Source organism: Mycobacterium bulgaricum, from assembly GCF_041287165.2.
Taxonomy (GTDB): Bacteria; Actinomycetota; Actinomycetes; order Mycobacteriales; family Mycobacteriaceae; genus Mycobacterium; species Mycobacterium bulgaricum.
The window spans coordinates 93,669-120,541 of the sequence record NZ_JBGGKV020000011.1; the positions used below are offsets into that span (position 1 = coordinate 93,669).

A 26,873-nucleotide genomic window follows, 5' to 3' on the forward strand; every position below is an offset into this window, starting at 1 on the left:
TAGATTGTAATTCGTACCGTAGCCCCGGAACACGACGAGGAGTGTGCGATGACAGCGGATCCGGAAACGCAGGCGGCCCCTTTTATCGGTGCACGCAACGGGGGGCGAGATCTCGACCACCACGCTCCCGAATACCGCGAACACTGGCCCGAGATCTTCGACCAGATTCGAAAGTCTAAATGCCCGGTCGCCCACTCGTCACATTACGGCGGCTTCTTCATCGTGAACCGATATGAAGACGTCGCCGAGATCGCCCGCGACGACGACACATACTCGTCGGAGAACGATCTGGGTCAGGGTCCGCGTCAGGGCATTACGATCCCGGGCACCCCGATCCACTCGGGGCCCATCGAGACCGATCCGCCCCGTCTCGGCGAGCTGCGCAAGGTCATGATGAAACCGCTGTCACCATCGGCCGCGAAGACCTGGGAGCCGTGGCTGCGTGACCTCACCAACCATTTCATCGACTCCTTCATCGAAGCCGGCGAGGGAGACCTGGTCCTCGGTATCGGCAATCCGGTGCCGGCGATCTTCACGATGCAGTTCCTCGGGTTGCCGCTCGACGACTGGGAAATGTATGCGATGCCGATGCATCAGGTTGTCTACGCGTCGCCGGGAAGCAAGGAACTCGAACAGGCCTACATCGGCATCTTCGGGTTCCTCGAGCGTCTCAAGGTTGCGCTCGAAGATCGCCGGGCACATCCCACCGACGATTTCATGTCCAAGATCGTCACCGCGCGGATCGACGGCGAACCTCTGAGCGAGCAAGACGCATTGGAGATGGCGTTCCTGGTCGTCGCCGGTGGCGTCGACACCACCACCGGTCTGCTGGCCAGCTCACTGGACTGGCTCGAACTTCATCCCGAAGAGCGGACCCGGCTCGCCGCCTCACCGGAGCTGATCCCCAAGGCCACCGAGGAATTCCTGCGCTACGTCACGCCGGTGCAGGGCAACGGCCGGACGGTGACACGAGAATGCGAATTCCGTGGGCAGAAGTTCTCCGACGGTGATCGCGTTCTGTTGAGTTGGGCGGCTGCCAACCGCGACCCTGACGTGTTCGACGATCCGCACACGGTCAACTTCGAGCGGCACCCGAACAGGCATCAGGCTTTCGGCATCGGCATGCACCGGTGCGCGGGGTCGAATATCGCACGCGTGATCTTCGGCGTCATGCTGAGCGAAGTGCTGCGCCGCATCCCCGATTACGTCATCGATCGCGACCGGGCGGAGCCCTACGGCGACATCGCCACGGTCAACGGCTGGAAGTCCCAACCGGTCACCTTCACCCCCGGTCCCGTCGAGGATGCCCCGTTCGACAAGGAGTTCCGACCGTGACCGACGGCGCTCCGCCGCTGACCGTCGACGGGGAGGGACCGGTCGCGATCATCACCTTGAATCGGCCCGGTCAGCACAACGCCGCCGACTCGACGCTGCACCGCCGGCTTGCCGAGGTGTGGTCGGAGGTCGGCGCAGACAGGTCGATTCGTGCGGTGGTCCTCACTGGTGCCGGTGAATCCTTCAGCGCCGGCGGAGATTTTGCGCTGATGAAGGCCACCAGCGGTGATCCCGACGTCGCCGACGTCGTTTTTGCCGAGGCACGCGCGACTGTCCTCGGAATGATCGAACTTCCCCAGCCGATCGTCGCCGCTGTCAACGGTCCGGCGGTGGGGCTCGGCGCCAGCCTGGCCGCCCTCTCCGACGTGACAGTGGCCGCCGAGACGGCCTTCCTTGCCGATCCGCACCTCGCGGTCGGTCTGGTCCCTGGAGACGGCGCCGCCATGCTGTGGCCTCTTCTAATCGGTTTGTCGCGGGCCAAACACCTCGTGTTCCTCGGTGAGAGGATCACGGCGGCAGAGGCTTTGGAGATTGGCTTGGTCAACCGCGTGGTTCCCGCCGGCAAGGCCGTCGAAGTCGCGCTCGAAGTCGCCCAGCAGCTGGCGCGAGTTCCGCACCGGGCTCTACAGGACACCAAGCGACTGATGAACCAGCATGCCGTCCGGGCTCTGCGGGACGGTCTCGACCAAGCGATTTCAGCCGAACGCCACAGCGTGGTATCCCCCGAGCATGCGGAGCGCGTCGACAAGATGATCGCGCGGGCGGGCGCGAAGGGTTGACCCACGATCTGTGTGGGCGAGCACACGGCCGGGTAAAGAGTATATTCATCCAAACAGATGTGATGATTCCCGATCCGTGACGGATCTCCGGGTGCGGCGAAAGGACCAGCGGGCGTGGCGACATCGAAGTCTCAGCTGGTCAAGGTACCGAAGGCAAGCGAGCTCGTCGCCGCCAACCTGAGACGCCGCATCATCACCGGAAATCTCGAACCCGGCGAGCTCCTGCCCAACGAAGCGGTGTTGATGCAGGAGTTCGGGGTGTCGCGGCCGACGCTTCGAGAAGCGTTCCGCATTCTGGAGTCCGAGGCCATCATCACCGTCCTTCGAGGAGCACGCGGTGGTGGTCGCGTGTTGGAACCCGATGGAGCAGTGGCGGCGCGCTATCTCGGTATCCTCCTGCAGTACCAAGGAACACCGCTCAGTGATGTCTACGAAGGCCGCACCGAGATCGAAGTCTCTGCGGTCGGTCTCCTCGGGGCGAGCCGGCGCAAGGCGGTGCTTCGCGAACTCGAAGAGTTCGTCGAACAGGGGGAGGAACTTGTCGACGACGAAGAGGCATTCGCCGAATTCAGCGTGAAGTTCCACCTCGCGGTCATCGAGAAGGCGGGCAGCACGACTCTGGGAGCGCTGGCGCAGATGCTGTTCCAGATCATCGAAGCGCACAACGAGGTGTTCATCGCCTCGCATCCGCGCGGCTACGAGCGAAGCGCCAACAAGAATGCGCAAAAGGCTTACGGGCGGCTGGTCAAGCTGTTGGTGGACGGCGATGTCGAAGGAGCGCAACGGCATTGGCGTCGGCATCTGGAAGCGGTGCAGCGCTTCATGGTCGGCGAGGCGGACTCACCGCTGATCGAAGTACTGTCCTGACGCAGCGGTGGGTGCGGGATCGGGGCTTTGCTCCGGACAGAAGCGAAGCCCCGTCCGCGGTCACGTCCCGGCGATGAGCTTGATCCCGTTGTCACGCAGGAACAGCTTGCGCCTTTCGTCGCCGAGTCCTTCGACGCGGGTGTACATGTCGGCGGGTTCGCGGAGGCCTTCGGCGTGTGGCCAGTCTGAGCCCATCAGGAGGCAGTCCGTCGTACCGAGGCGGTCGGCGAGCGCAGGGGTGTCGTCCTCCGGATAGGGCACAACGCGGATGTGGTTCTTGAAGATCTGGCTGGGGCGTTCCTTGAGCTGGCCGCCCAGCCATGGGCCACCCCGAGCCATTCCGCGACTCTTGTCCATGTGTCGGATGAAGTGCGGGATCCATTCGGCCCCGAATTCGCTCACCAGCACCTTGATGTGGGGAAATCGCCCGAAGAGATTGTCGAAAATCAGGGCCGACAGAGTATCCGTGATCGGACGCTCGCCGTAGGAGTTCTGCCACTGCCACGCCGAGAATTGGAACGGAGGCACAAGTTTCCATCCCCACGCCGACGCAACGTTCTCCTGATAGAAGAACTCTGTGATGTGATAGGAGACAACAGCTTTGGCCTCGTTGATGCGGGACCAGAAGGGATCGAAGTAAGGATCGCCGGGGGAGCGGCCATAGGCGGGTCCCGCCGGCAGCAAGATGAAGCGAGCCCCCGCGTCCAGAACGCGGTCGAGTTCGGCGCACGCGCGGTCGAGATCGCGCATCGACAGCATTGCCGGTGCATAGATGGTGTCCTTGTAACCGAAGCCCCAGTCCTCGTCGATCCACCGGTTGAAGGCGGTCAGATTGTCGTAGAGCACCTCGTTGTCGGTGAGGTACGCCTCGGCGAGCAGACCCCAACCGCCGGGATACATGATCGCCTTCTCGATCTGCTGCTCACTCAGTTGGACGAGTCGCTTGTCTTTGTCGCGGTACTCGTCCTGGATCGGCTCATAGAACCGCTCGGCGTCGGAGGCATCGCCAGAGGCGCGCTGCTTGAGCATCTCGACCAGCGATCCCGGCACGTAGGCCTCGTCGAGGTCGTTCTCCAACGCGGTGACCAGGCGATCGTTTGCGAGCAACACCTTATGGTCGAACCCGGGCGCTGAGATCGTGCGCACCGCCGTCCGAAGTTTGTCCTTGGGCATGAAGCGCGTGAACGCGTCCTCTGCCTCATACGAGTGCTGGTCGAAATCGGTCATGAGATAGGGCAGGGTGCCCACCGAATTCTCGATCAACGCCATGGCGATCCTCCTCAGCGCGGCGGCATCAGTACTTCCACGATAGACACTATCAAAATGAGAGAGTCTCGCACAGGGCCGGTTAAGGCGACATGGCCTGCGCGAACATCTTTCTGGTGGTGTCGCCGATGTCATCCTGATCGGTGCGCCAGAGCCACAAGGCCGCCGTCAAGCACGCGATCGCCAGATTCGCGACCAGGACATCGGCGCCGCTGACGGCACGGTGCCTCTCCTCGGCCAGTTGCCGCGCGACGGCGTGCTCCCAGCGCAGTCGCATCCGCATGCTGCGCGACTCGAGCTCTCTTGTCGTCATGACAAGGCGGGTGGCACGCCTCGTCTCTGCATCGGCGTCGTTGAGGTAGCTGTGCGCGAAGGCGGCGACGGGCTCGGAGAGGGCGGCCAGCGAGGCCTCTCGGTCCTCGCGCGCGGCGACCAAGGCCACGAGTTCGTCGACGGCATCCTGTTCGTTGACGAACAAGACCTCCTCTTTCGAGCCGAAATAGCGAAAGAACGTAGCGCTGGATACCCCGGCCCGCCTGGCAATCTGATCCACCGTGGTGGATGCGTAGCCGTCTTGCTCGAACAGATCCAGGGCCGCGGCCTCGATATCCCGCAAGGTGCGGTTGCGGTTCCGCTCGCGAAGTGACGTCATCGGAGGTCCAGTCGTCGCCGGGTGTACAGGTGATTCGGTAGACGCAGACGATAGCAACGTCGGGCGCAGTTCGGCTTGCCCCGATCGGAGTCGGCAGTGTGACGGTGCCAAGAGTGCATTCATCACTATCATCTACCTTCATCTAGTTCATCGAACACTCGGAGGTGAAATCGCGTGGCAGGCAGGGAATTGGACGGACGTATCGCGCTGGTCACGGCTGCGGCGGGCCAGGGCATCGGAAAAGCGATCGCCACCCGCCTGGCAGCTGACGGCGCAACGCTCGTGCTCACCGACTCCCATGACAAGCGTCTGGCGCTTGCCGCCGAGGAGATCGTCGACGCGACCGGCGCCACGGTGCACGCCCGTACCCTCGACGTCGGTGATAGGGATCAGATCGTCGAGGTCACCGACGCGGTGCTGCGCGACGTCGGGCCGCTGTCGATCTTGGTGAACAACGCCGCCTACAACGTGATGGGATCCATCTTCGACTACGACCCGCACGACTGGGACCGCGTGCTGGCGGTGAACCTCAGTGGACCGTGGATGCTTTCGCGGCAGGCAATGCGCCAGATGCGGGACGCCGGCCAGGGAGGGACGATCCTGAACGTGTCCACCTACGCACCAGACGTCGGAGGGCTGGGCATCGAGGCGCCCTACGCGGTCAGCAAGGGTGGCCTGAACGTGCTGACGCGCTCCTGCGCACACGAAGGCGGCCCGCACGGAATTCGCGTCAATACGCTGTCGATGGGCATGGTCACCGGGACACGGTTCACCGACGCACTGCATCCAGAGATGAAGGACGGGGAGCGCGCCAAGTCACCGCTGGGCCGACTCGCTACGGTGGACGACATCGTCGAGGCGGCTGCTTTTTTGATCTCCGACCGCTCGGCGGCAACGACTGGCGAGACGCTCAACATCGCCGCGGGAATACACATGCGGTACTGACGATCTGCCGTCAGAACGCCACCCGGCTGATGGTCTCCGCGACGACGGCGGGCTTTTGGACGCCGTCGATCTCGAGCACCTGTGTGACAACCATCTGGACGGCGCCGTCGGCGAGCACTTCAGCCGACTTCAGCGACGAGCGGAGCCGGACCGATGCCCCCACCGGTACCGGGGCCGGAAAGCGAACCTTGTTCGAGCCGTAGTTGATTCCCATCCGGGCGCCGTCGACCTTGTAGATCTGCCATCCCAGCATGGGCAGCAGCGACAAGCTGAGGTAGCCGTGGGCGATGGGCCCACCGAACGGTGACTCACGTTGCGCGCGCTCGACGTCGACGTGAATCCATTGGTGATCACCGGTCGCGTCGGCGAACGTGTTCACCTGCTCCTGGGTGATCGTCACCCAGTCGCTGACGCCGAGCTCGTCGCCCACGGCCGCGACGATTTCCTCATTGGTCGTAAAAACCCTCACGGTGGTGGTCCTTTCGTGGAGAGCATGCTGTCAGGCGACAGGGCCGGAGATGCCGGATCGTACGAGCGCGATCTCGGAAACGACGGTACGTCGCGTCATGCGCAGGAGGGCGTCGACGATCTCGACAACATCGGACACCGGGATCATCTGCTCGGGCGGAAGGACATCATGCTTGAAGTCCGACATCGATGTCGCGACATACCCGGGTGCGAGAGCGGTTGCCTGGACGCCGTTCACGTTCTCCTCGGCATTGATCGATCGGCACAACGAAATCAGGGCTGCCTTGGCGGCGCCGTAGCCCGCCAGTTCCGGTTCAGCGTGCATGCCGGTGATGGACGCCATCGCGATGACCTTGCCGCCCCGCTCGCTCTCGCGCGCAGATGCGCGCAACAGCGGCAAACTGTTCTGTACGAGCAAAAACGGAGCCCGTAGGTTCAACGAGATCTGTTTGTCGAAGCGCTTGATGTGAAATTCCGATAACGAACCGGCCGCACCGGCCCCGGCATTGAGTAGGAGTGCATCCATCGTCTCGAAGGTCGCGCGGTGGGTTTCCACCAGAGCATGCAGATAAGTATCGTCGCGGACGTCGCCCTCGGCGACGGCAACGTCGGCGGCACCCCCAGCGTGCAGGTCGCGCGCAACCTCCTCCAATCGGTGTTTATCGCGGCCGGCCAGGGTCAATCCGAACCCCTGTTGCGCCAGTCGGTGGCCAATGGCGAGGCCGATGCCGCGGGACGCGCCGGTGAGCAGTACTGAACGGGGTGACTTCAACGGACCATCTCCTAGGTGGCCGAGCCAACAAACAGATAAATCTTCTACCAGAAATTGGGCGAGATGCACACGCGGGCCCGCGGCGCGGGGTTTGATGGAGAAGTCATTCGCAGCACCGACAGACGGGGTATGCCGTGAGACGGCTCAGCGGTTGGGACGCGATGCTGCTCTACAGCGAGACGTCCAACATCACCACTCACACCCTCAAAGTCGCGGTGGTCGACACCCGGGGCTGTGAAGAGGGATTCACGTTCTCGTACTTCACCGATCTGGTCCGCAGGGCGCTACCTGCGCTCGATCCGCTGAACTTTCAGCTCGTCGACATTCCCTTCAAGCTGCACCATCCGATGTGGGCCGAGCATGCGCATGTCGACGTTGGCCGTCACGTCAAGAGGGTCGCGTTGGCGCCACCGGGTGGCCGAGTTGCCCTCAACAGGCTGATCGGCGATATTGCCACCGAACAGTTACCTCGCGACAGGCCTCTATGGGAGATTACCTTCGTGGAGGGGTTGGCGCCGAACAAGACCGTCATCGTCGCCAAGGTGCACCACGCACTCGCCGATGGCGTCGCGTCGGCGAATCTTCTCGCTCTGGCCATGGATTCGACGAGAATGTCGGAGCGACCGAAGCCTGTGGTGCCCGCCCGGTCGGATACGCGAACGCTGCTGCGTGCGGCCGCTCGCGACCACCTCGAACACCTTGCCAAATTGCCTGCGCTGATCCGCGACACTGTCGCGGGCGTGCGCAGCGTCCGGCGGCATGCGGCGAGTCGCGATCCGCATCCAGAAATGGCTCAACTGTTCGCGCCACCAAGGACGTTCATCAATCGTAGGGTGGCGCCGGGCCGCGGGTTCGTCACCGCCTCGGTGAGCCTGGCCGATGCCAAGGAAGTCAAGGATCGACTCGGCATCACACTCAACGACCTGTTCCTCGCGATTTCGGCGGGCGCCCTGCGCGCGCTCATCGAACGGTATGACGGCCGGGCAGAGCGCGCGATCATCGCCTCGGTACCCGTCAACACCGACCCCTCACCCCACCGCGTGAGTGGAAACGCTCTCGGTGCATTGTTCGTGTCCTTGCCGGTGCACGTCGACGACCCGGTGGAACGCTGCCGCCTGGTAGCTCACGCGACAAATCGGGCCAAGGAGAACAACAGACTGTTGGGGCCCGAGTTGATCGGCCGCTGGGTCGACTATCTGCCGCCGCCGCTAGCGCCCCTCGCTTTTCGTTGGATGGCGCGGCGCGACCGGAAGAACAATCTCTACAACCTGTCGATCTCCAATGTGCGTGGCCCCTCAGAAGAGGGCGTCATCGGCTGCGCCCCGATGGCCGAGTTCTATTCGGTGGGACCGTTGACTGCGGGCAGCGCGATGAACATCACGGCTTGGAGCTACGTGGATCAACTGAACATCACCGTGCTGGCCGACGATCAGAGCACAGACAGTATCGACGAGGTCAGTGGCGCACTTCTGGCATCTTTCTACGAGATTCGCAGGGCGATAGGTATTTCCGAAGAGCCTCGGATACCGGATACGGCGATGTCGGAGGTCGGTGATCAGCAGTAGGCGGATACGCTGGAATCAGATATATTATTTGCCTATAATGCTTCGATAGGTAGCTGGGTCCTCGTCCGTGGTAGACCGGTCTATGAAGGGGCGCGTCGTGGGGCATCTGGTTCCCGGGTCATCGGTACTGGTCAGTGGCGGCGCGGGAGGGCTCGGCGAGGCCGCCGTGCGCCGCTTGCACGGCGCGGGCATCGCCGTGGTGATCGCCGACCTCGCAGAAGAAAAGGGAAGCGCGCTCGCCGACGACCTCGGCGGTAAGGCCGCGTTCGTCAGCACTGACGTCACCGATACCGACAGTGTCGCAGGAGCCATCCAGGTTGCCCAGGATCTGGGCAACCTGCGGTACGCCGTGATCGCGCATGGCGGTTGGGGAGTGGCGCAGCGCGTCGTGCAGCGAGACGGCACACCTGCCGACCTCGACGGCTTCACCAAGACCCTCGACCTGTACCTCACCGGTACCTACAACCTGCTGCGTCTGACCGCCGTCGAGATCGCCTCTGGTACACCCGCAGAAGACGGCGAACGGGGCGCCATCGTGATGACGGCCTCGATCGCCGGATATGAAGGCCAGATCGGCCAAACGGCCTACGCCGCTGCCAAAGCGGGCGTGATAGGGCTGACCCTGGCGGCCGCGCGGGACCTCGGTTCGGTGGGTGTCCGAGTGAACACGATTGCGCCCGGGACGATGAAGACGCCGCTGATGGAGTCTGTCGGGGAGGACGCACTGGCGAAGTTCGCCGCCAACATCCCTTTCCCGCGGCGCCTCGGGGAGCCCGCGGAGTATGCCGATGCGGCCGCCTTCCTGCTGGCGAACCGGTATGTCAACGGTGAGGTGATGCGCCTCGACGGTGCCCAGCGGTTCGGGCCGAAATAGGTTACGCGAGAGGCTGATCGGGTGACAGGAAACGAGTCCTACACCGAGGACGAGACCGGTGGTCTGCCGGCGTGGGACCCGGCGCTCATGCGACGCGTCATGTCCGCGTTACGCCCGCTGGCGAAGGTGTGGTTCCGCTCCGAGGTTCGAGGTCTGGCCAGGATTCCCCAGGGCGGTGGACTGCTGGTGTCGAACCATTCCGGCGGGGTCCTGCCCATGGACATCCCGGTGTTGGCCGCCGACTTCTACGAGTACTTCGACTACGAACGACCGCTGTTCGCGCTCGGCCACGACATATTGTTCCGCGGACCACAGGCGGAGCTCTTCCGCAAGGCGGGCCTGATCCCGGCCAGCAGGGCGTCGGCCGACGCGGCGCTGCGCTCGGGCGCCATCGTCGTCGTGTTTCCCGGTGGAGACTATGACGCGTTCCGGCCGACCTGGCACGCAAATACCATCGACTTCAACGGCCGGACAGGCTATGTGACGACGGCCCTGAACGCCGGTGTGCCACTGGTCCCGACGGTGTCCATCGGCGGCCAGGAGAACCAGGTCTATCTCAGCCGTGGCCAGTGGCTGGGCAGGCGTCTCGGCCTTCCCAGACTCCTGCGCACCGACGTCGTCCCCCTCACCTTCGGTGTGCCGTTCGGGGTGACCACATTGCTTCCGCTGAACCTACCGCTGCCTGCGAAGATCGTCACCGAGGTCCTGGAGCCGATCGACATCGCCGCCGAGTTCGGTCCCGATCCGGACGTGACCATGGTGGACAAGCATGTGCGTGCGGTGATGCAGCAGGCGCTGGACGATCTCGCCGCCCGGCGACGGTTCCCGGTGATCGGCTGACGCCATGGGATTCGGAGATCAAATGCGAACGGGCCTGCAGGACCTGGGAATGACCGTCAGCACCCTGACACGGGCACGACTGATCGCCGGTATGCGGCCCGACAAGTACGTACGCATCGCCGCCGCGATCGCGCGCACCGGACCGACCAACACCACCGGCATCGCCCTCTCCGCGCGGCGGTGCCCCGATCGCGCGGCAATCATCGACGAGCGAGGCACGCTAAGCTATCGGGACCTCGACGAACGAGCCGACGCGCTGGCCGCAGCACTACACGCACGCTCGGACCACGCGGCACCCACGATTGCCATCCTGTGCCGAAACCATCGGGGCTTCGTCGAGACATTGGCGGCCGCGGACCGACTGGGCTCCAATGTTCTACTGCTCAACACCTCGTTCGCCGGGCCGGCGTTGGCGGACGTGGTCACGCGTGAGCAGCCGGACCTGATCATCCACGACGACGAGTTCGGCGAGATCGTCGCACACGCAGTGTCACGGGCGCCGGAGACCGCTGTCCTGACCGCGTGGACGGACGACCCTTCTGCGGCAGAGACCGTCGATGGTCTCATTACGGCTCACCGCGGGCAGCATCCGCCGAAACCGACGAGGTCGGGGAAATTGATCCTCCTGACGTCCGGCACGACAGGGACACCGAAAGGCGCGCAGCGGTCGGGTGGAGGTGGGCCCGCCGAACTGACAGCGGTGTTGTCGCGCGTCCCTTGGCGCGCGGAGGAGACCACCGTCGTGGCCGCGCCCATGTTCCACGCATGGGGGTACGGCCAGCTCGTTCTCGGCACGCTGATGTCGTGCACACTCGTGGTGCGACGAAAGTTCGACGCCGAGGCGACGATGACGCTGGTCGACGAACATCGCGCCACCGGGCTGAGCGTCGTACCCGTGATGCTCGACCGGATCATGGACCTGCCCGACGGCGTCCGCCGTCGCTACCGCGGTTCATCGCTGCGATTCGTGACAGCGTCCGGATCAAGGATGCGGCCCGATGCCGTCACCGCCTTCATGGACCAGTTCGGAGACGTCGTCTACAACAACTACAACGCCACCGAGGTGGGCATGGTGGCCACGGCAACGCCCGCGGACCTGCGCGCCGCCCCGGAGACCGCCGGTCGTCCGTTACGGGGCGTACACGTCCGAATCCTGGACGGGGACGGCCGAGCCCAGCCCGCGGGTGCGCCCGGCGAGATCGTCGTCCGCAGCAGCTCTCAATTCGATTCCTACACAACAGGTGCCAACAAAGACTTCCACGACGGCTACATGGCCTCGGGCGACCTCGGCTACGTCGACTCCGGGTGATCAGATCGAACTCGAAATCGACCACTTGGGCACCTTGCGTAACCGCCTGGGCGAACCGCCGCGAGAGAAGTGGCAGCCGACCCCGCGGCGGCGCACACCTGGCGGCAAAGCCGCCGAACTCAAGTTCCTACGATAGCGCAACTTCGCACAGCCGTCCTGCAGCGGGACAACGCGCACGGGGCTAGTGAGGGAGCTGATGGCAATGCGCCGAAAACTGATCAAGAACGCCACGATCTTGACCGCCGATCCGGCGATCGGCGTCCTGGACACCGCAGACCTGCTCATCGACGGTGACCGGATCGCGCAGGTCGGTCCGACAGTCGAAGTGGTCGACTGCGAAGTGGTCGACGCGACCGGTCGCATCGCCCTTCCCGGCTTTATCGACACCCACCGCCATGTCTGGGAGTCGGTACTGCGCAACATCGCCGCGGATTGGCAGGGCTCGCAGTACTTTTCGGGCATCCGCGCGATGCTCGGCGGCTATTTCGGCGCCGAGGAGATCTATGCCGCCAACCTGGTGGGCGTCGCGGAGGCGCTCGACCACGGTGAACGTTCGGTGAGTGTCACCGGAGAGTGGTTTCCCGCCCCGTATGTCCGCCGCGAGGGCTGACTCCGAGTAACGTCCAGTTAGTCACCGCAACCGCGCGAGCAATTCGCGAGTGGCCTTCGACGGTGTGGTCGGCAGCTCACCAAGAGCCTTCTCGCAGTCGCGATAGGCCGCGATCACACGATCGGTGTCGCCGACGGCTGCAGCGATCTTCATCGACAGTCGCCACGCCCGTTCGCGATAGGCATCACGGGCTAGGACCTGGCCGACAAGGCGGTGTGCCAATCCGTAACGCGCCGTGTCATAGGCGGCCTCGGCCGCGGTGTGACAGATATCGAGAACCAGTGCGGCCCAACGCTGTTGATGGTCCAGCGCCCAAATCGACCGCGCTCCCTGCAGAATCGTCTTGCCGTCCAGTTCGTTGAACAACTGCATCGACAGGCCAAGGCGCTCGGGTCCGTTGGCTGCTCTCACCCGCCGGTATGCGGTCATGGTCGAGACGTAGGTGCTGGTCAGGATCCCTCCGCTCCAGCGGATATGACCATCGCCGACCTGAATGCATTCCGGATCGCCGGTCAGGTCCCGGATGCCGTTCACGGCAATGCGTAGGTAGGCGTTAGCGGCCTGATCGTTCTTGCTCTCGAAGAGCGCGGAGATGACGTCGGCACGTGGCGCACTACCGCCTGCTGTCGCAAGATAGCTCAGTAGCTCGATGCACTTGACCAATTTGACGGGGTGGCGCCGGCCCGATAAGACCACAGCGGGAGTGTCGAGCTCGTCGACGCACAGCGTTGCTGGTCGCACCACCTCCGAGGTTTCGGCATTGATGATCAGCGTTCGGCCCAAATCGTGCCACGGTCCATCGGGATCGACTTCGATATCGAGGCGCCGGGACAGCACGGCGGGAAAGTCGGCCAGCGAGTCGTTGAGTAGTTGTGTCGAACCGATCTCGGTGGCGGTGCGCAGGGCCAGATCCGCGGCGGCGTCTGCCAAGTCCTCGTTATTGGCCCTCCATTGTGCTTCGGCGAGGTAGACCGCGGCCATGGGCAGGAAGAGACGACGGTCCCATTTCGTCATGAGTGACACCGCGGCATTGAGTTGGTTGGCGGCCTCCGACACGTCGTCTTCGAGCAACGCGATCAGGCCCTTCCACAGTGCGAGTTGTTCGAGCACCCTGACGCGGCGCATCGCTGTGGGCTGTTGTTCGACGGCGCGCAATAGCGCGCGAGCATGTTCGACGTCGCGGCCGAACCGCAAAGACAGATGTGCCTCAGCAAGCAACGCGAACATACGATAAAGCGGAGATTCGGAGGCAGCGAGGCGTTCTCGGCCGGCGATGAGCGCCGACCATGCCTCGGCGGGCCGACCGCTTTCGGCGAGGATCTCCACCTGCATCCGGGTATACGTCCAGCCGGAAACGTTGGCCGGTAGCCGTTCTTGAGCTTCTTCCAGGCGACCAAGACCAGCTAGCGCACCTACTTGCGCCAAGCGGACCGCGGTTAAGGGGATCTCGCCGCGGTCGACCAGTTCGCGGAACCGGCCGTGGGCCAGATCGACTCGGGCCAGCAGACCGTCGGTCTCGGTGTGGGTGTCGGCTGGGCGGTCTCGATAGTGCGCCTGATCGTCGACGAGTTCGACGCCGATACAGAAACGCATGGCAGCGGTCTGCGGGTCACGTGGACCCAGCTGGTCGAGGACACGCAGCGAGTCTTCGACGCGGCCGGCGACGAAGTACCCCCACGCCATCACCGATAGCAATCGGGAGTCCGACAAAAGGGCAGTGTCGCCGACCTGCAAGAGGCGATCGGCTGCGCGCGCGGCGCGTCCGAACTCTTCGTGATCGAGACCCACGAGAAGGTCGGCGGCGATGAACGCGGGAACCGAATCGACACGCCACGACCGGAATGCGTCAAGCCAGCGCTCTACCAGTTCCAAGTCCCCGCGCCGCGCGACATCGAGAATCACCTCTGCGGCCACATCCTCGGCTTGCGCCGGGTCACCGGCACTCAGAAACTGGGTGACAGCCTCTTCGGGACACCCTTCCAGCACCAGAAGTTGCCCGTACCGGTAACGGATGTCGGCTTGGGTAGTCTCCTCCAGCTCGGCCCAGCGGTCGATCAGATAATCGCGGAATCGTGCGTGTGAACGCATCCGGCTGGGCCCGTCGAACTCCACGGGTAGATGTGCGTCGTAGAGGACCCGCATCGTGTCCGCACCGTCTTTGATGCCGAGCTGAGCGGCGCGTTGCGGAGACACGACATCGAGGACTGCCGTACGAATCAGGAAATCCTGGCAACGCGTATCGAGCGCGGCCATGATTTCCGACGAGAGAAAACTGTTCAGCGGATCGGCCTCGCCGCCGGAGCCTGGCACATGGTGGGCCGAACGCCACGACTCGAACAACACGCCCGTGACCCATCCGCCGGTAGCGCGTACAGCATCGGCCACGTCGACGCCCTCGGAGCGGTCGAGCCGAGTCAACGCCTCTTCCGCCTCTCCTATGGAGAACGCCAGATCGTGCTCGCGGACGTGTCCAACGCGACCGTAGAGCTCCGCTCGGGCCAGTCCGAGATCGACATTGCGTCGCGAAATCAAGATGACCTTTGTCGATGGGCCCGCGTAGCTCAGGAATGCCGACAGCACCGAGCGGCTTCCCGTCGAGTCTGCGATGTGTTCGATCTCGTCGATCACCACCAACAGGTCAAGCCCGGCGGTCGATTCGGCAAGCAGCGCCGCGGTGTCTTGTTGAGAGATGCCGCGTGCGAGAGCCTCTTCTACCTTGGCCGGATGATCGGGCCGGGCGATGCGGATGGCGCGCTCGAGGTAGAGCAAGAACCGTCCCGCTGCGATGTCGCCGTCATCGGCGCGGAGCCATGCTACGGGCGCTTCCCGCGACTCAACGTATTGAGCCACAGCTGTCGACTTACCGGCACCAGCGGTGGCGGTCACCCATACGAGATCGTGCGCTTGCACTCGAGCTGCAATCAGCTCGACGACGCGAGACCGTTTGATCGCGTTGTCCGGAATCGGTGGCCGTCGAGTGCGGGTATCGATCAGGAAGTCCTCGACAATGTTCAGGGACACAAGACTCCGATCTACCTCCATGAACTGTGACGGTGGTTACACATAGCCTCACGCTAGGTGTAAATCGGCGCAAAATAAATGGTGAGAGCCCTGTGTAGACGTCGGGCTCTATGCAGCGCACGCCCACGATCGCGGCGCGGCTGCCGATGATGGCCCTGCGGGGCCTTCTTTTCGTCCACATTTCGATGCACCCCGCATCGTGGAGGTCGTGCTAGAGCCCGTGCTTCCCAGCGCTTAGCCTGCTCCGGGTGCCGCCCAGCAGCCCACTGCACTACGACGAAAGGCCGGAGAGTGTTGCACCCCGTTCCGCCCGCGAAGCTAACGCTCCTGTATGACACGAGTCGGACGCAGCGGTGACCGTCGGTCCGCGTCCGGCAGATGCGACGGTCCCCGACCACCTAAGTTTCCGCACTGCCATGTCCCGAGTCCCGACGAGCGTGATCGTGATCGCAACCATTCACGACGGCGAGCCGATAGGGATGCTGGTGGGGACGTTCACGTCGGTGTCGCTGTCTCCGATGCTGGTGGGGTATCTCGGCGAGCGGACGTCTCGCACCGTGCCCTATCTTCTCGACGCCGACCGCGTGTCATGCAGTGTGTTGCGCGAAACCGATCTGGCCACGGTCGAGGAGTTTCGAAAGCCGATGGCCTCACGATTCGAGCGGCTGAATTGGACTATCGACGACGAATTCGAGGTGCCCCTTTTGGCAGGTGCGCCTTTGACTGTCGTCGGCAAGCCACACAGCGTGTGCGACGCGGGAGACCACATTTTCTCTTTGATCGAGGTCCTTGCCGTGCGCACCAACGGGCCATCGCGGCCCCTCGTATTCTGCGGCGGTCGGCTTACCCGCATGGACCCCAGCCATGTCGTGGACAGCGACATCTGGCAGCTCGGCTGGACGTAGGCGCTCGGCGGGTTTCGGAGTTGTTTGCGATCGGCCAGCATGATTTGAACAAGGAGTGTGTTGCCACGACGTGGCGGCGATACCGATGGAGGAACAGCTATGGCTGAGACAGCCACTGACGCCAAGTTGACAGTGAACGATGTGCGCGCCCGCGTCGACGCTTTAGTGCCAGCATTGCGCGAACGAGCCCGCGAGACCGAGGTACAGCGGGGCATGCTGCCGGAAAACCTAAACGCGCTGACCGAGGCGGGTGTGTTTCGCCTGACGCTGCCGACAGACCGGGGCGGGCTTCAGGCTGACATCACCTCGATCAACGAAATCTTGGCCCAGATCAGCCGTGGCGACCCATCGACGGGGTGGATGGCGGCGATCATCACTGCGACGAACACGTGGGTGGGATTTTTTGCCGACGAAGCCGCCGAAGAAATCCTCGCTACACCAGATCTGAGGGTGACGGGATTGATTGCCCCGACCGGGCAGGCGCGGCCAGTTGATGGCGGAGTGATGGTGTCGGGCACTTGGATGTGGAACACCGCGGGTAAGCACAGCAACTGGGTGGGCCTGGCTTGCATGTGTGCCGGAGACCGCGGCCCTACCCCGATCGCGTGTTTGGTTCCTACCTCGAGCGTCACTTTGCACGACACATGGGATGCCTCGGGAATGTCAGGAACAGCCACCAATAAGATCACCACGGAGGACTTGTTCGTCCCCCACTCGAGAGTGATCGCGATTCCCGACCTCGCATCAGGAACGTTCGTGCCACGCAAGTATGGGGCGGATCCCTACTACAACCGCCCGGCTGTACATCTGTTCCTGGCGATACAGGCGGGCCCGATGCTTGGCATCGGGCGTGGTGCCATGGATGTCTTCCTGGAACGGTTACCTGGACGCGCCATCACCTACACCAGCTACGCCGACGCCACCCAGGCGCCGATTACCCATCGTCAGGTGGCAGACGCGCAACAAGCCTTGGAGATTGCCGAGATGTACACGACCCGCATCGGTCAACTCGTCGACGGCGGCCTGGGATCTGTTCCTTCGATCGACGACCGTGTACGCGTGCGGGCCTACCTTTCCCAGGTGACCACGTATGCGCGAGAGTGTGCGACCGTCTGCTACCACGCCAGCGGCGCCTCGGCGATACAGAATTCCGTTCCGATCCAGCGGTACTTCCGTGATGCACATGCCCTATCGCTGCATGCGCTGCAGCAGCCCGATAGTGCCAAGGAGCTCTACGGCCGTCATCTGCTTGGTCTGGAACCGAACACCACACTGCTCTAGCCCCGTGCGGGGTAGCGGAACGGTCTGCGGCGCGTGCGCCCCCATCGCGGCCCCGCGCACTTTCGCCAAGATTTGCAGGTCGGCGTCCACCATGAGTTAAGCCGATTCAACACAGCAAGCTTCTCGTCGCCGCGCCTGGGTTTTTCGAGGAAGGAACCAACCGGTATGCCAACTCGCGACCGTGAAACGCTCGATCGCCTGCGCGTATCAGGCATTCGAGATGAGCAACGCATCCTGCTGCGCGGTGGGCAGCTCATCGGCACTGTGGACGGCATCCCCTCCGGTGACGTACTCATCCGCGGGGAGAACATCGAAGCGGTCGCGCCCACGCTAGACGATGCTGCAAATCACCCGGACACGATTGTCGTCGACATGACCGACTCCATCGTGATGCCCGGTCTCGTGGACTCGCATGTGCACGCGTGGGAAGGCCAACTACGCGGCGTCTGCCCACATTCAGACTTTGAGAACTATCTGGCGCTCGCCCACGGTGCCTTCGCCCCTCAATATCGACCCGAGGACATGGCGGTCGGCCAGTCGATCACCGCTGCCCATGCACTGAACGCTGGTATCACCACCATCGTGGACAACAGCCACAACTCCCGCACGCCCGAACACTGCGACGCCGCCATCAACGCGCTGGCGTCGACCGGAATCCGAGCCGTCTACTGTGCTGGGGCACCACTAATCGGTGAGCACAGGTGCGCCCTTCCCGAGGATCTGATTCGGTTGCGAGACCGCTACTTCACCTCAACCGACCAACTCCTCACCTTGCGGTTGTTCGACATCCATCCGAGCATCGAGTCCTGGACGTTCGCCCGTGACCACGGCTTCGCCGTCAGTGCCGAAATGGGGCACTGGGTAACCAATCTCGACGAGCTCATCAATTCAGGTTTGATGAACGAGCACCACACCTACAACCACTGTGTTGGCATTCCCGCTCGTGGATGGCACGCCTTTGCCGACAGCGGCGTCGCGGTCAACGTCGTTCCGCGATCCGAACCGCAATTCGGTCTCGGCGAGGCATACCCCAGCGTCATCGAAGCCGAACAACACGGGATCGCCCCGGGATTGAGCTCTGACAACGAAATCGCCTACGGCTTAGATCTTTTGACCGAGATGCGCACCCTTCTGAGTCAGCAACGCCAGCGCGCCTACGACCTGAGTTTCCAGGGTCGGGATTCCGTGCGTCCCTGGCATCCCATCGACGTCATCAAAGCCGCCACCACCGGCAGCGCCCGCAATGCCGGCCTACAGGACCGCATCGGCATCCTTGCACCCGGTTTCAAGGCCGACATCATCAGCATCAGCACGACCGCATTCCATCTACGCCCACGCGCTAGCGACGCCGCTGGCACCGTGGTCAACTTCGCTGCTCTCACCGACGTTGACGTCGTGTTCGTGAGCGGACGAATCCGCAAATGGGCGCATGAACTCACCGAGATCAACATCGATGACCTGGTCGCGCGAGCCGAGAGTTCCCGGGCGCACATGTTTGAAGCCGCACAAAAGAGCAGCACGGGAGGGGGCTTGGATCGCATCACACAGGGAACGGACAACCGTGACGTGCGTAACCTGCTCACACAAACTGGACACTAGTCGCCTCACACGCGGCAGCCGATGAAAGAGCTCCAAGAGGTCCTCGGTTCGGCGATGACCATCGACGTCGATGCCATGACGGCGTACCGTCGCGATCAATCAGCACTGACCGCCGCTGGCTACCCCGCCGCACTCGTGCGTGCCCGCAACACCGACGACGTCGTCGCCACCCTCAAGTACGCCCACGCACACAAGATTCCGTTGGTGACGCGGGGCGCAGGGACTGGACTGGCCGGTGCCGCCAATGCCATTGACGGCGCCATCGTCCTGTCGATGGAGCGGATGAACAGAATCTTAGACGTCGACGCGGGCAGGCGCATCGCGCGTGTGCAGCCCGGAGTGATCAACGCCGATCTCGCCGCCGCGGCGGCTGAACACGGATTGTGGTATGTCCCTGACCCAGGCAGCCGTGAGATCTCGACAATAGGCGGCAACATCGCCACCAATGCCGGGGGCGCCTGTTGCGCAAAGTACGGCGTGACCGCCGATCACGTCGCAGCGCTGACGGCAGTACTCGCCGACGGCCGGATCATTCACACCGGCGCTGTCACACGCAAGAACGCAGCGGGCCTGAACCTCACCCAGCTCATCGTCGGGTCGGAAGGCGCGCTGGCCGTGATCGTCGAAGCGACTCTTCGGTTACGCAGGTCTTCAGCGGATCCGGCTACTGTCGTGGCCAGCTTCCCCTCGGTGGGGCAGGCCATCTCCGCAGTGCTTGGCATACGCGATGCCACCGAACCCTGCGTGGCCGAACTGATGGACCAAACCACCATCGCCGCGGTGAACGCAATGACACAAATGGGCCTTGACGCAACCGCCGGCGCGCTCTTACTCGTGCAGTACGACGACCGCACGTCGGAAGCACAGGCCTCCGCCTGCGCTGGCCTGTGCTCCCAGCACGGCGCGACCGAGGTCTACCACACCAGCGATCCAATAGAGGGCGAGCAGTTCATGCAGGCTAGACGGGTAGCGTTCACCGCACTCGAAAAGCAGGGATCTGCGCTCCTCGACGACCTGGCCGTGCCGGTACCAGCCCTCCCGGAAATGCTAAGTGCTATCGAGTCTATCGCCGCCAAGCACGACCTGACCATCGGCACGTTTGGGCACGCCGCCGATGGAAACCTTCACCCCACGATCATCTTCAACGCCGGCGATGCCGACGAAACCGGCCGCGCGCGAGACGCCTTCGACGCGATGGTGAACGCCTGTCTGGACCTTGGCGGATCGATTACTGGCGAACACGGCGTCGGCGTGCTCAAACATCGATACCTCCAACGCATGATCGGCCCTATAGAGTGCGAACTTTCGGCAAAGGTCAAGGCCGCTTTCGATCCTCACGGCATTCTCAACCCGGGCCGCAGCCTTTGACCCTTCGGCGGGGGCCGGTCCTTGAGGTTTCGCCCTGATTTCGCTGCGCGTTGCAATCTGGATGCATTCGACATCGGTGCCGAAGTGAGTAACTGGGTGAGAAACAGTCGAGCAGTGAATGTTGCTGCACAAAGCAGGATTTGGGTCGTCACGCTGGCCAGGCGCGCCCGCTCCGCAGCACCAGTGGAAAAGACAAGGACACGAGCATGACCGACGTTTGCGCGACCGCCCTGACGCCGTTGAGCTTCCTGGAGCGTTCATCGCGAGTGTGGGCTGACAAGGTCGCGGTCGTGGACGGCACCCGACGTTTAACCTATGCAGATTTGGGACGGCAGACTCAATTGATGGCGCGAGCGCTCATCGCGTCCGGTATCGACAGCGGTGACCGGGTCGCTGTGCTGTTGCCGAACGTCACCGAGATGTTGACCGCGCACTTCGGCGTCCCGCTGGCGCGGGCAGTCCTTGTCGCGATCAACACCCGCCTTGCTGTCGACGAGATTCGCTACATCCTCGAACACTCGGGCGCAAAGATGCTTTTCGTGCACCCCGACCTGCTCGGTGTGGCTGCCGCCGCACTGCGGACGCTGTCAGGAATTGAATGCGTCGTGACCAGCGGTGCCGACGCGAGCACCGCCTCAACGCACCTGTCGTGGAGCGAATTCATCGGCCGGGCCGGAGAGTCATGGGATCTGCCGTGGACGGTCGAAGATGAGAACTCCGCCATAGCGCTGAATTACACCTCGGGAACGACGGGTCGACCCAAGGGAGTGCTGTACACACATCGAGGCGCGTACCTCACCGCTTTAGGCGTACTCGTTCATTGCCGCCATTCGACAGACTCCGTGTTTCTGTGGACGTTGCCGATGTTCCATTGCAACGGATGGTGCACCGCCTGGGCGGTGACGGCCATCGGCGGCCGACATATTTGCCTTGAAGAAGTTCGCCCCGACAAGATCTGGAACCTGCTGCGTGACGAGGGCGTCACGCATTTCAATGGCGCGCCCACCGTCATCACGGGCGTGATCAACGCCCCCGAAGCCAGTCCGGTCACCACGCCTGTCATCGTCGCGACCGGAGGTGCGCCACCAAGCCCCACAACGATGTCGAAGGCCGAGGGGCTTGGGATCGAATTGATACACATGTACGGACTGACCGAAACCTATGGCCCCTATGCGATTTGCGAGATTCAGGACACTTGGCCTACCGCGGATACGGTCGAACGCTTCCAGCTCAAGGCACGGCAAGGCGTGGGGATGATTCAGGCCGATGCACTGCGGGTGGTCGGTGAGGACATGAGTGATGTTGCAGCCGACGGCGTGACCGTAGGGGAAATCGTGATGCGCGGGAACAACGTCATGGCCGGCTATTTCCGCGATGTCGCGGGAACCGAGGAGGCTTTCCGCGGCGGTTGGTTTCACTCGGGTGATCTTGGCGTGATGCATCCGGACGGATACGTCGAGCTGCGGGATCGGGCCAAAGACGTTGTCATCTCGGGTGGAGAGAATATATCCACAATCGAAGTCGAGCACGCGTTGGTCAGTCACCCGTCCGTTGTCGAAGTCGCTGTTGTCGGTGTGCCCGACGCCAAATGGGGTGAGCGACCCAAAGCGTTCGTTGTAACACATTCCGGTGTCGCGGTCACTGAGGCAGAGCTGATCGAACACGTTCGCCAACGAATCGCTCGATTCAAGGCGCCTCGCGAAATCGAATTCGTTGCCGAACTACCCAAGACCGCAACGGGAAAGATTCAGAAGTTCGTCCTCAAGGAGCGCGAGTGGGCGAACCAGACCGCGCGCATAGGTGGTTAGTCGAACGCCTCATGCCACGCGTTGACTGCATCCGCCGAACACGTCAAGAGTGAAGGAATGGTTAGTGATTGGGAATGCGTCGTTCGACGTCTTCAAGTTGCCTGTGGAACACGACGAGATACGCGCAGTGCTTCGTGAGCTGTGTGAGAAGGAGATCGCCCCGCACGCGAGGGACGTAGATGAGAATTCGCGTTTCCCCGAGGAGGCGCTCAAGGCCCTCAACGAGTCAGGTTTCGCGGCGGTGCACGTGCCCGAGGAGTACGGAGGGCAGGGTGCAGACTCGGTCGCGACGTGCATCGTGATCGAGGAGGTAGCGCGGGCGTGCGCGTCGTCGTCGTTAATCCCAGCGGTCAACAAACTCGGCACAATGGGACTGATCCTCTCGGGCTCCGACGAACTCAAGAAGCAGGTACTGCCGTCGATCGCGTCCGGTGAGGCATTGGCGTCCTACGCGCTGTCCGAGCGTGAGGCGGGCAGCGACGCCGCGGCGATGCGGACCAGAGCCCGCCAGGACGGCGATGGGTGGATCCTCAACGGCACCAAGGCTTGGATCAGCAACGGCGGCAAGTCGACCTGGTACACGGTGATGGCAGCAACCGATCCGTACAAGAAGGCCAACGGGATCTCGGCGTTCATGGTGCACATTGACGACGAGGGGTTCACGGTGGGCCCGAAGGAGCGCAAGCTCGGCATCAAGGGGTCGCCGACGACCGAGCTGTATTTCGAGAACTGCCGGATCCCCGGTGACCGGATCATCGGTGAGCCAGGCACCGGCTTCAAGACCGCGCTGCGGACGTTGGATCACACTCGCCCGACCATCGGCGCACAGGCGGTCGGCATTGCGCAGGGCGCGTTGGACGCCGCGATCGTTTACACCAAGGAGCGCAAGCAGTTCGGCAAGTCCGTCAGTGAATTCCAGGCCGTCCAGTTCATGCTTGCCGACATGGCGATGAAGGTGGAGGCGGCGCGGCTGATGGTGTACTCCGCGGCCGCCCGTGCCGAACGTGGTGAGCCTGCGCTCGGGTTTATCTCTTCGGCGTCGAAGTGCTTCGCCTCCGACGTGGCGATGGAGGTCACCATCGACGCGGTCCAGTTGTTCGGCGGCGCCGGCTACACCCAGGATTTCCCCGTCGAGCGAATGATGCGCGACGCTAAGATCACCCAGATCTACGAAGGCACCAACCAGGTCCAGCGGATGGTGATGTCACGTGCACTGCTCAAGTAAGACGCTGTCAGCTTTGGCTCACCCCCGTCATAGGAGGAATTGAGTGACGTACGACGGCCCCGTGCGCAAGCGTGCGCTGACACCGCTCTCGCATTCCGAATCGCGGTACCACGGCTTCCACCCAGGCGCCTCAGAGGTCTTGCCTGCCGGCTATCGGCATCACAAAGACTCCTTGCCGTTACCGGTCGATGTCATCCGTGAAACGGATGTTGCGCTGACCATGCGTGACGGAGTGAAGCTGTACGCCGACGTTTTCCGTCCAGTCGCCTCGACACCCGTGCCGGCCATCGTCAACTGGGCTCCCTACGGCAAGGGCCAGACCGGCTTTTGGGACCTGCGAAACAACAAGATGTTTCCCAACCACTTCGGTGTCCCACGCCGCGCGGTATCCGGGCTGCAGTCGTGGGAGGGCAACGATCCTGCGTATTGGTGCAGACACGGATACGCCGTCGTACAGGTCGACTCACGCGGCGCGTTCAATTCCGAAGGCGACGTGATCTTCTTCGGATCGGCCGAGGGCCGCGACGGGCACGACGCGATCGAAGCGGTCGCTGACATGGATTGGTGCTCAGGCAAGCTCGGTATCGCAGGCAACTCGTGGCTAGCAGCAGCGCAGTGGCACATCGCAGCCCAGCGACCCCCGCATCTGGTCGCCATCGCGCCATGGGAAGGCTTTAGGGACTTGTACCGCGAGTTGATAGCGCGTGGAGGTATCCCCTCGCTGGCATTCGTGTCGCTGATCGGGGAAAAGATGTACGGTCCCAAGTTGCGCGAGGATCCGATAGCGATGCTTGAGGAGCATCCGCTGTTCGACGACTACTGGGCCGATAAGGTTGCCGACGTTTCCCGGATCACTGTCCCTGCCTACGTAGTGGCCTCTTACACCAATCCACTTCACCCGCCCGGCACGCTGCATAACTGGGCCGCCCTTGAGGGACCGAAGTGGCTGCGTGTGCACAATTCGCAAGAGTGGCCCGACTTCTACAGCCACGCCGCGACCGACGACCTGCGGCGCTTCTTCGATCGATACCTGCTCGATCACGACAATGGCTGGGAGACAACCCCGTCTGTGCGGCTCGCCGTCTTGGATCCAGGGCACCAGGATGAGATAAATCGGATCGAGGATCAGTTTCCTCCGGCGCGGACGACCTTCAAAGATCTGTTCCTAAACGCTGATAGTACTGCGCTGGAGCACGTGGCGCCGTCCGAATACGGCGTTGTCGGGTACGACCTCCAAAGCAACGCGCCACACGTGAATTTCGTCCACACCTTCCACAACGACGTCGAGGTGATCGGCAGACCACTAGCAACGATATGGCTGTCAGTCGACGGCCACGACGACGCCGACATCTACCTCCAGATACAAAAGCTCGATTCCAAGGGTCGCCAACAGTGGCATCAAGCGGTCGATCTGGGACTTCCATTGGCGCGCAAGTGGATGCCCGTAGCTCGCCGCCTTGGCGTGAGCGCCGTCCAATCCGCCTTCTATCCAGGGCCGACCGGGATGTTGCGAGCTTCTCGCCGAGGCCTAGATCCTTCGCGGCCCCAGAGCGACCCCGAGTTGCTCTTAACCGCGGAGTCGAAAATATCCACGACCAAGCCCATCTGTGTTGAGATTCCATTGTGGCCCGTCGCAATGCGCTGGCATGCCGGTGAACAGCTACGTCTGCAAATCTCCGGCCGCAACCCGATCCCGTCGCCTCTTCCCGGGCTAGCGCCGGATCCGATGCAGCCGGGACGTCGCCACGAGATTCACACTGGTAGTCAATATGAGTCGCGCATCACGCTGCCCATCGCACCAATTCGAACTCCACGGGCCGATTAAGGCACGCTGACGGCAAGTGCTTGACCGTGACTTTCACGCCGCTGCCAAGCATTCCCGTTGTTTTGCTTTGTGCCAATAGCGGCCCTTACCTCGCGGTGGGACGCCCACAAGTTGCGAAACATTTAACCGTACTGGCAATTCGGGTCGGCGGACGGCGGTGGGCGTATCGACAGGCTGCACGTGTAGCTTGTCGATCTGGACACGGACCGCCTTTTTCAACGGAGCGTTCAGGCAGCACGCTGCTCCCACATCCCTCCCGCGGAATGAATCAGATCGCGGTCTCGGTTGTGTCAGATTTGAGACCGCGGGCAGCTGACGTGGGTCGGGCCAGCCTCGGCGTTCCCGGCTCCCGACGACGAGAAGTTCGTCCGAGCGCCCGTAACATACAGCCAGTGGGCCGCCGGCGATGGCTTCGGCCACCGCGGAGGAAGCGATTGAGGAGGTCAGGTGGCGCTCGAGGTCGTACACGGGCCAACCGCCAACATTGAAGCGGCACGACGACTATCCATGAAGCTGATCAAAAACGTTGCAGGACAGTATCATTCGGACCGGCGTCACGAGTATTTTTCGTCGGAGAAGTTGATCGGCCACCGAGTCGGCACGGGCCTTCGCCCAGCAGTGGGTCGCTATGCGGGCTAGCATGGTCGAAGTGTTGATTGGATCCTGTTGTGCCGCAAGCGTCAACGCGCTGAATACGCTCGTTACCGAGCAGCTCTCACACGGAAACACCACCTCCGCCATCGCACCTAACGAGGGCTGCCGAGCACCTGACTCAATCCGCGTAACGGCGGACTGGGCCATCGGCTGGTGCGCCACTTCGCGCTGGGGCAGGCCGGCCCGCGTTCGGGCGATCTTGAGCAGATTCCCGACGAGCCGCTTGACGGGAAGGCTCGTCGAGGGCCCAATCGTCGGCATCGTCGTATGACCTACCTGGACAGAGCAGATATGGCGAAACTGCGGAGGCGGCAAGAGCGTCTGAACCGCACGGATGAGACGCGCCGACTTAGCAGAAGACACCCTCAAGGTCCTTGCGGGTCAAGTGGTCGCGGGTTCGACGCCGCGCGTACCGCTGTGAACGGATTTGTGAACCAAACACAGCGAAACCCCTGCAACGGGACGAGACACATGAAGCACGGCGTCGGCAAGGCGGGCCGTCTGACCTGCATACATGAGACTCTGCGATATGTGTGAAACTACGATTGACCGGCTCATAACTTAGAGGTCCCAGGGGGCTTGCCCTCCGCCCGGCACTGATAGCGGATTGACGTTTCGATTCTCGGACCCGCCATTTAGATGACAATGATTCGCCCGCCAGTCCCGTGACAACGCGCTAGCAACGCTGGTTGCTGCGATGGGAGATGTCACGCAATTTGGCAACCAACATGGTCGTTGCTGCGACTGGGCTGCTGCCGGTTGCCATTCCGGATGGCGGATGTCAGCGATGTATTACGGCCCCGGGGGCGGTGACCCGATGGGAGGCCGTGGCGGCGCCACCGCGAACCACTTCGACCAGGTGCGCATCGCGACCAAGGGCGGCGGTTACGTACACACCTGACGCG

Annotated in this window: 21 protein-coding genes and 1 pseudogene; 17 read left to right on the top strand and 5 right to left on the bottom strand. The window is 63.0% G+C overall.

Annotated features, from left to right (window positions below; genetic code table 11):
• Positions 1–48: 48 nt before the first annotated feature.
• From ACAG24_RS23895 to ACAG24_RS23905, 3 genes are all read left to right on the top strand, one after another.
• On the top strand, positions 49–1,335 hold the full coding sequence (locus ACAG24_RS23895; RefSeq protein ID WP_370475076.1) for a cytochrome P450: 1,287 nt from the start codon (positions 49–51) through the stop codon (positions 1,333–1,335).
• Entirely contained in the window at positions 1,332–2,114 is a 783-nt protein-coding gene (locus ACAG24_RS23900; protein ID WP_370475077.1) for an enoyl-CoA hydratase/isomerase family protein, read from the top strand. The genes ACAG24_RS23895 and ACAG24_RS23900 overlap by 4 nt, the downstream gene beginning before the upstream one ends.
• Positions 2,115–2,228: 114 nt before the next feature.
• Positions 2,229–2,981, top strand: coding sequence for a FadR/GntR family transcriptional regulator (locus ACAG24_RS23905; protein WP_370475078.1), 753 nt, complete (start codon positions 2,229–2,231; stop codon positions 2,979–2,981).
• A gap of 60 nt (positions 2,982–3,041) precedes the next feature.
• Here the strand turns inward: ACAG24_RS23905 and ACAG24_RS23910 are convergent, their stop codons facing one another.
• Together ACAG24_RS23910 and ACAG24_RS23915 are read right to left on the bottom strand one after the other, a co-directional pair.
• Positions 3,042–4,250: an amidohydrolase family protein gene (locus ACAG24_RS23910; RefSeq protein ID WP_370475079.1), complete on the bottom strand. Its 1,209-nt coding sequence runs from the start codon at positions 4,248–4,250 to the stop codon at positions 3,042–3,044.
• A gap of 79 nt (positions 4,251–4,329) precedes the next feature.
• Positions 4,330–4,899, bottom strand: coding sequence for a TetR family transcriptional regulator (locus tag ACAG24_RS23915; RefSeq protein WP_370475080.1), 570 nt, complete (start codon positions 4,897–4,899; stop codon positions 4,330–4,332).
• Positions 4,900–5,073: 174 nt separating this feature from the next.
• Here ACAG24_RS23915 and ACAG24_RS23920 point away from each other — a divergent pair, with 174 nt between their 5' ends.
• Entirely contained in the window at positions 5,074–5,844 is a 771-nt protein-coding gene (locus ACAG24_RS23920; RefSeq protein WP_370475081.1) for an SDR family NAD(P)-dependent oxidoreductase, read from the top strand.
• Between the two features lie 10 nt (positions 5,845–5,854).
• Here the strand turns inward: ACAG24_RS23920 and ACAG24_RS23925 are convergent, their stop codons facing one another.
• Positions 5,855–6,313 carry a MaoC family dehydratase gene (locus tag ACAG24_RS23925; RefSeq protein WP_370475082.1) on the bottom strand — a complete coding sequence of 153 codons (459 nt, stop codon included), beginning with the start codon at positions 6,311–6,313 and terminating at the stop codon, positions 5,855–5,857.
• A 30-nt stretch (positions 6,314–6,343) separates the two neighbouring features.
• Positions 6,344–7,084 (bottom strand): SDR family oxidoreductase, encoded by a 741-nt coding sequence (locus tag ACAG24_RS23930; RefSeq protein WP_370475117.1) that lies wholly within the window; start codon positions 7,082–7,084, stop codon positions 6,344–6,346.
• A gap of 134 nt (positions 7,085–7,218) precedes the next feature.
• Between ACAG24_RS23930 and ACAG24_RS23935 the strand changes: the two genes are divergently transcribed.
• From ACAG24_RS23935 to ACAG24_RS23955, 5 genes and pseudogenes are all read left to right on the top strand, one after another.
• Positions 7,219–8,649 carry a wax ester/triacylglycerol synthase family O-acyltransferase gene (locus tag ACAG24_RS23935; RefSeq protein WP_370475083.1) on the top strand — a complete coding sequence of 477 codons (1,431 nt, stop codon included), beginning with the start codon at positions 7,219–7,221 and terminating at the stop codon, positions 8,647–8,649.
• Positions 8,650–8,746: 97 nt separating this feature from the next.
• On the top strand, positions 8,747–9,523 hold the full coding sequence (locus ACAG24_RS23940; RefSeq protein ID WP_370475084.1) for an SDR family oxidoreductase: 777 nt from the start codon (positions 8,747–8,749) through the stop codon (positions 9,521–9,523).
• 87 nt (positions 9,524–9,610) lie between these two features.
• Entirely contained in the window at positions 9,611–10,363 is a 753-nt protein-coding gene (locus ACAG24_RS23945; protein ID WP_370475118.1) for a lysophospholipid acyltransferase family protein, read from the top strand.
• A 22-nt stretch (positions 10,364–10,385) separates the two neighbouring features.
• Positions 10,386–11,666 (top strand): annotated as a pseudogene (locus tag ACAG24_RS23950) (AMP-binding protein); the annotation flags it as partial.
• A 208-nt stretch (positions 11,667–11,874) separates the two neighbouring features.
• Entirely contained in the window at positions 11,875–12,282 is a 408-nt protein-coding gene (locus tag ACAG24_RS23955; RefSeq protein WP_370475085.1) for an amidohydrolase family protein, read from the top strand.
• Between the two features lie 21 nt (positions 12,283–12,303).
• On the opposite strand, the gene ACAG24_RS23960 is transcribed toward ACAG24_RS23955, so the two are convergent.
• Positions 12,304–15,168: an AfsR/SARP family transcriptional regulator gene (locus ACAG24_RS23960; protein WP_370475086.1), complete on the bottom strand. Its 2,865-nt coding sequence runs from the start codon at positions 15,166–15,168 to the stop codon at positions 12,304–12,306.
• A 488-nt stretch (positions 15,169–15,656) separates the two neighbouring features.
• Here ACAG24_RS23960 and ACAG24_RS23965 point away from each other — a divergent pair, with 488 nt between their 5' ends.
• From ACAG24_RS23965 to ACAG24_RS24000, 8 genes are all read left to right on the top strand, one after another.
• Positions 15,657–16,208 (top strand): flavin reductase family protein, encoded by a 552-nt coding sequence (locus ACAG24_RS23965; RefSeq protein WP_370475087.1) that lies wholly within the window; start codon positions 15,657–15,659, stop codon positions 16,206–16,208.
• Between the two features lie 99 nt (positions 16,209–16,307).
• Positions 16,308–17,489 carry an acyl-CoA dehydrogenase family protein gene (locus tag ACAG24_RS23970; protein WP_370475088.1) on the top strand — a complete coding sequence of 394 codons (1,182 nt, stop codon included), beginning with the start codon at positions 16,308–16,310 and terminating at the stop codon, positions 17,487–17,489.
• A 165-nt stretch (positions 17,490–17,654) separates the two neighbouring features.
• Entirely contained in the window at positions 17,655–19,088 is a 1,434-nt protein-coding gene (locus ACAG24_RS23975) for an amidohydrolase family protein (protein WP_370475089.1), read from the top strand.
• Positions 19,089–19,142: 54 nt separating this feature from the next.
• A complete protein-coding gene (locus tag ACAG24_RS23980; protein ID WP_370475090.1) occupies positions 19,143–20,456 on the top strand; it encodes an FAD-binding oxidoreductase in 1,314 nt (437 codons plus the stop codon).
• A gap of 206 nt (positions 20,457–20,662) precedes the next feature.
• Positions 20,663–22,264, top strand: coding sequence for a long-chain-fatty-acid--CoA ligase (locus tag ACAG24_RS23985; RefSeq protein WP_370475091.1), 1,602 nt, complete (start codon positions 20,663–20,665; stop codon positions 22,262–22,264).
• Between the two features lie 64 nt (positions 22,265–22,328).
• Positions 22,329–23,489 carry an acyl-CoA dehydrogenase gene (locus ACAG24_RS23990; RefSeq protein WP_370475092.1) on the top strand — a complete coding sequence of 387 codons (1,161 nt, stop codon included), beginning with the start codon at positions 22,329–22,331 and terminating at the stop codon, positions 23,487–23,489.
• Between the two features lie 43 nt (positions 23,490–23,532).
• On the top strand, positions 23,533–25,314 hold the full coding sequence (locus ACAG24_RS23995; protein ID WP_370475093.1) for a CocE/NonD family hydrolase: 1,782 nt from the start codon (positions 23,533–23,535) through the stop codon (positions 25,312–25,314).
• Between the two features lie 1,432 nt (positions 25,315–26,746).
• Positions 26,747–26,869 carry a hypothetical protein gene (locus ACAG24_RS24000; protein WP_370475094.1) on the top strand — a complete coding sequence of 41 codons (123 nt, stop codon included), beginning with the start codon at positions 26,747–26,749 and terminating at the stop codon, positions 26,867–26,869.
• Positions 26,870–26,873: the final 4 nt, after the last annotated feature.

Coding starts and splice junctions, on each gene's coding strand:
- ACAG24_RS23985 (WP_370475091.1), top strand. CDS start 20,663: ATGACCGACGTTTGCGCGACCGCCCTGACGCCGTTGAGCTTCCTGGAG.
- ACAG24_RS23970 (WP_370475088.1), top strand. CDS start 16,308: ATGGCTGAGACAGCCACTGACGCCAAGTTGACAGTGAACGATGTGCGC.
- ACAG24_RS24000 (WP_370475094.1), top strand. CDS start 26,747: ATGTCAGCGATGTATTACGGCCCCGGGGGCGGTGACCCGATGGGAGGC.
- ACAG24_RS23895 (WP_370475076.1), top strand. CDS start 49: ATGACAGCGGATCCGGAAACGCAGGCGGCCCCTTTTATCGGTGCACGC.
- ACAG24_RS23945 (WP_370475118.1), top strand. CDS start 9,611: ATGCGACGCGTCATGTCCGCGTTACGCCCGCTGGCGAAGGTGTGGTTC.
- ACAG24_RS23980 (WP_370475090.1), top strand. CDS start 19,143: ATGACCATCGACGTCGATGCCATGACGGCGTACCGTCGCGATCAATCA.
- ACAG24_RS23910 (WP_370475079.1), bottom strand. CDS start 4,250: ATGGCGTTGATCGAGAATTCGGTGGGCACCCTGCCCTATCTCATGACC.
- ACAG24_RS23975 (WP_370475089.1), top strand. CDS start 17,655: ATGCCAACTCGCGACCGTGAAACGCTCGATCGCCTGCGCGTATCAGGC.
- ACAG24_RS23915 (WP_370475080.1), bottom strand. CDS start 4,899: ATGACGTCACTTCGCGAGCGGAACCGCAACCGCACCTTGCGGGATATC.
- ACAG24_RS23955 (WP_370475085.1), top strand. CDS start 11,875: ATGCGCCGAAAACTGATCAAGAACGCCACGATCTTGACCGCCGATCCG.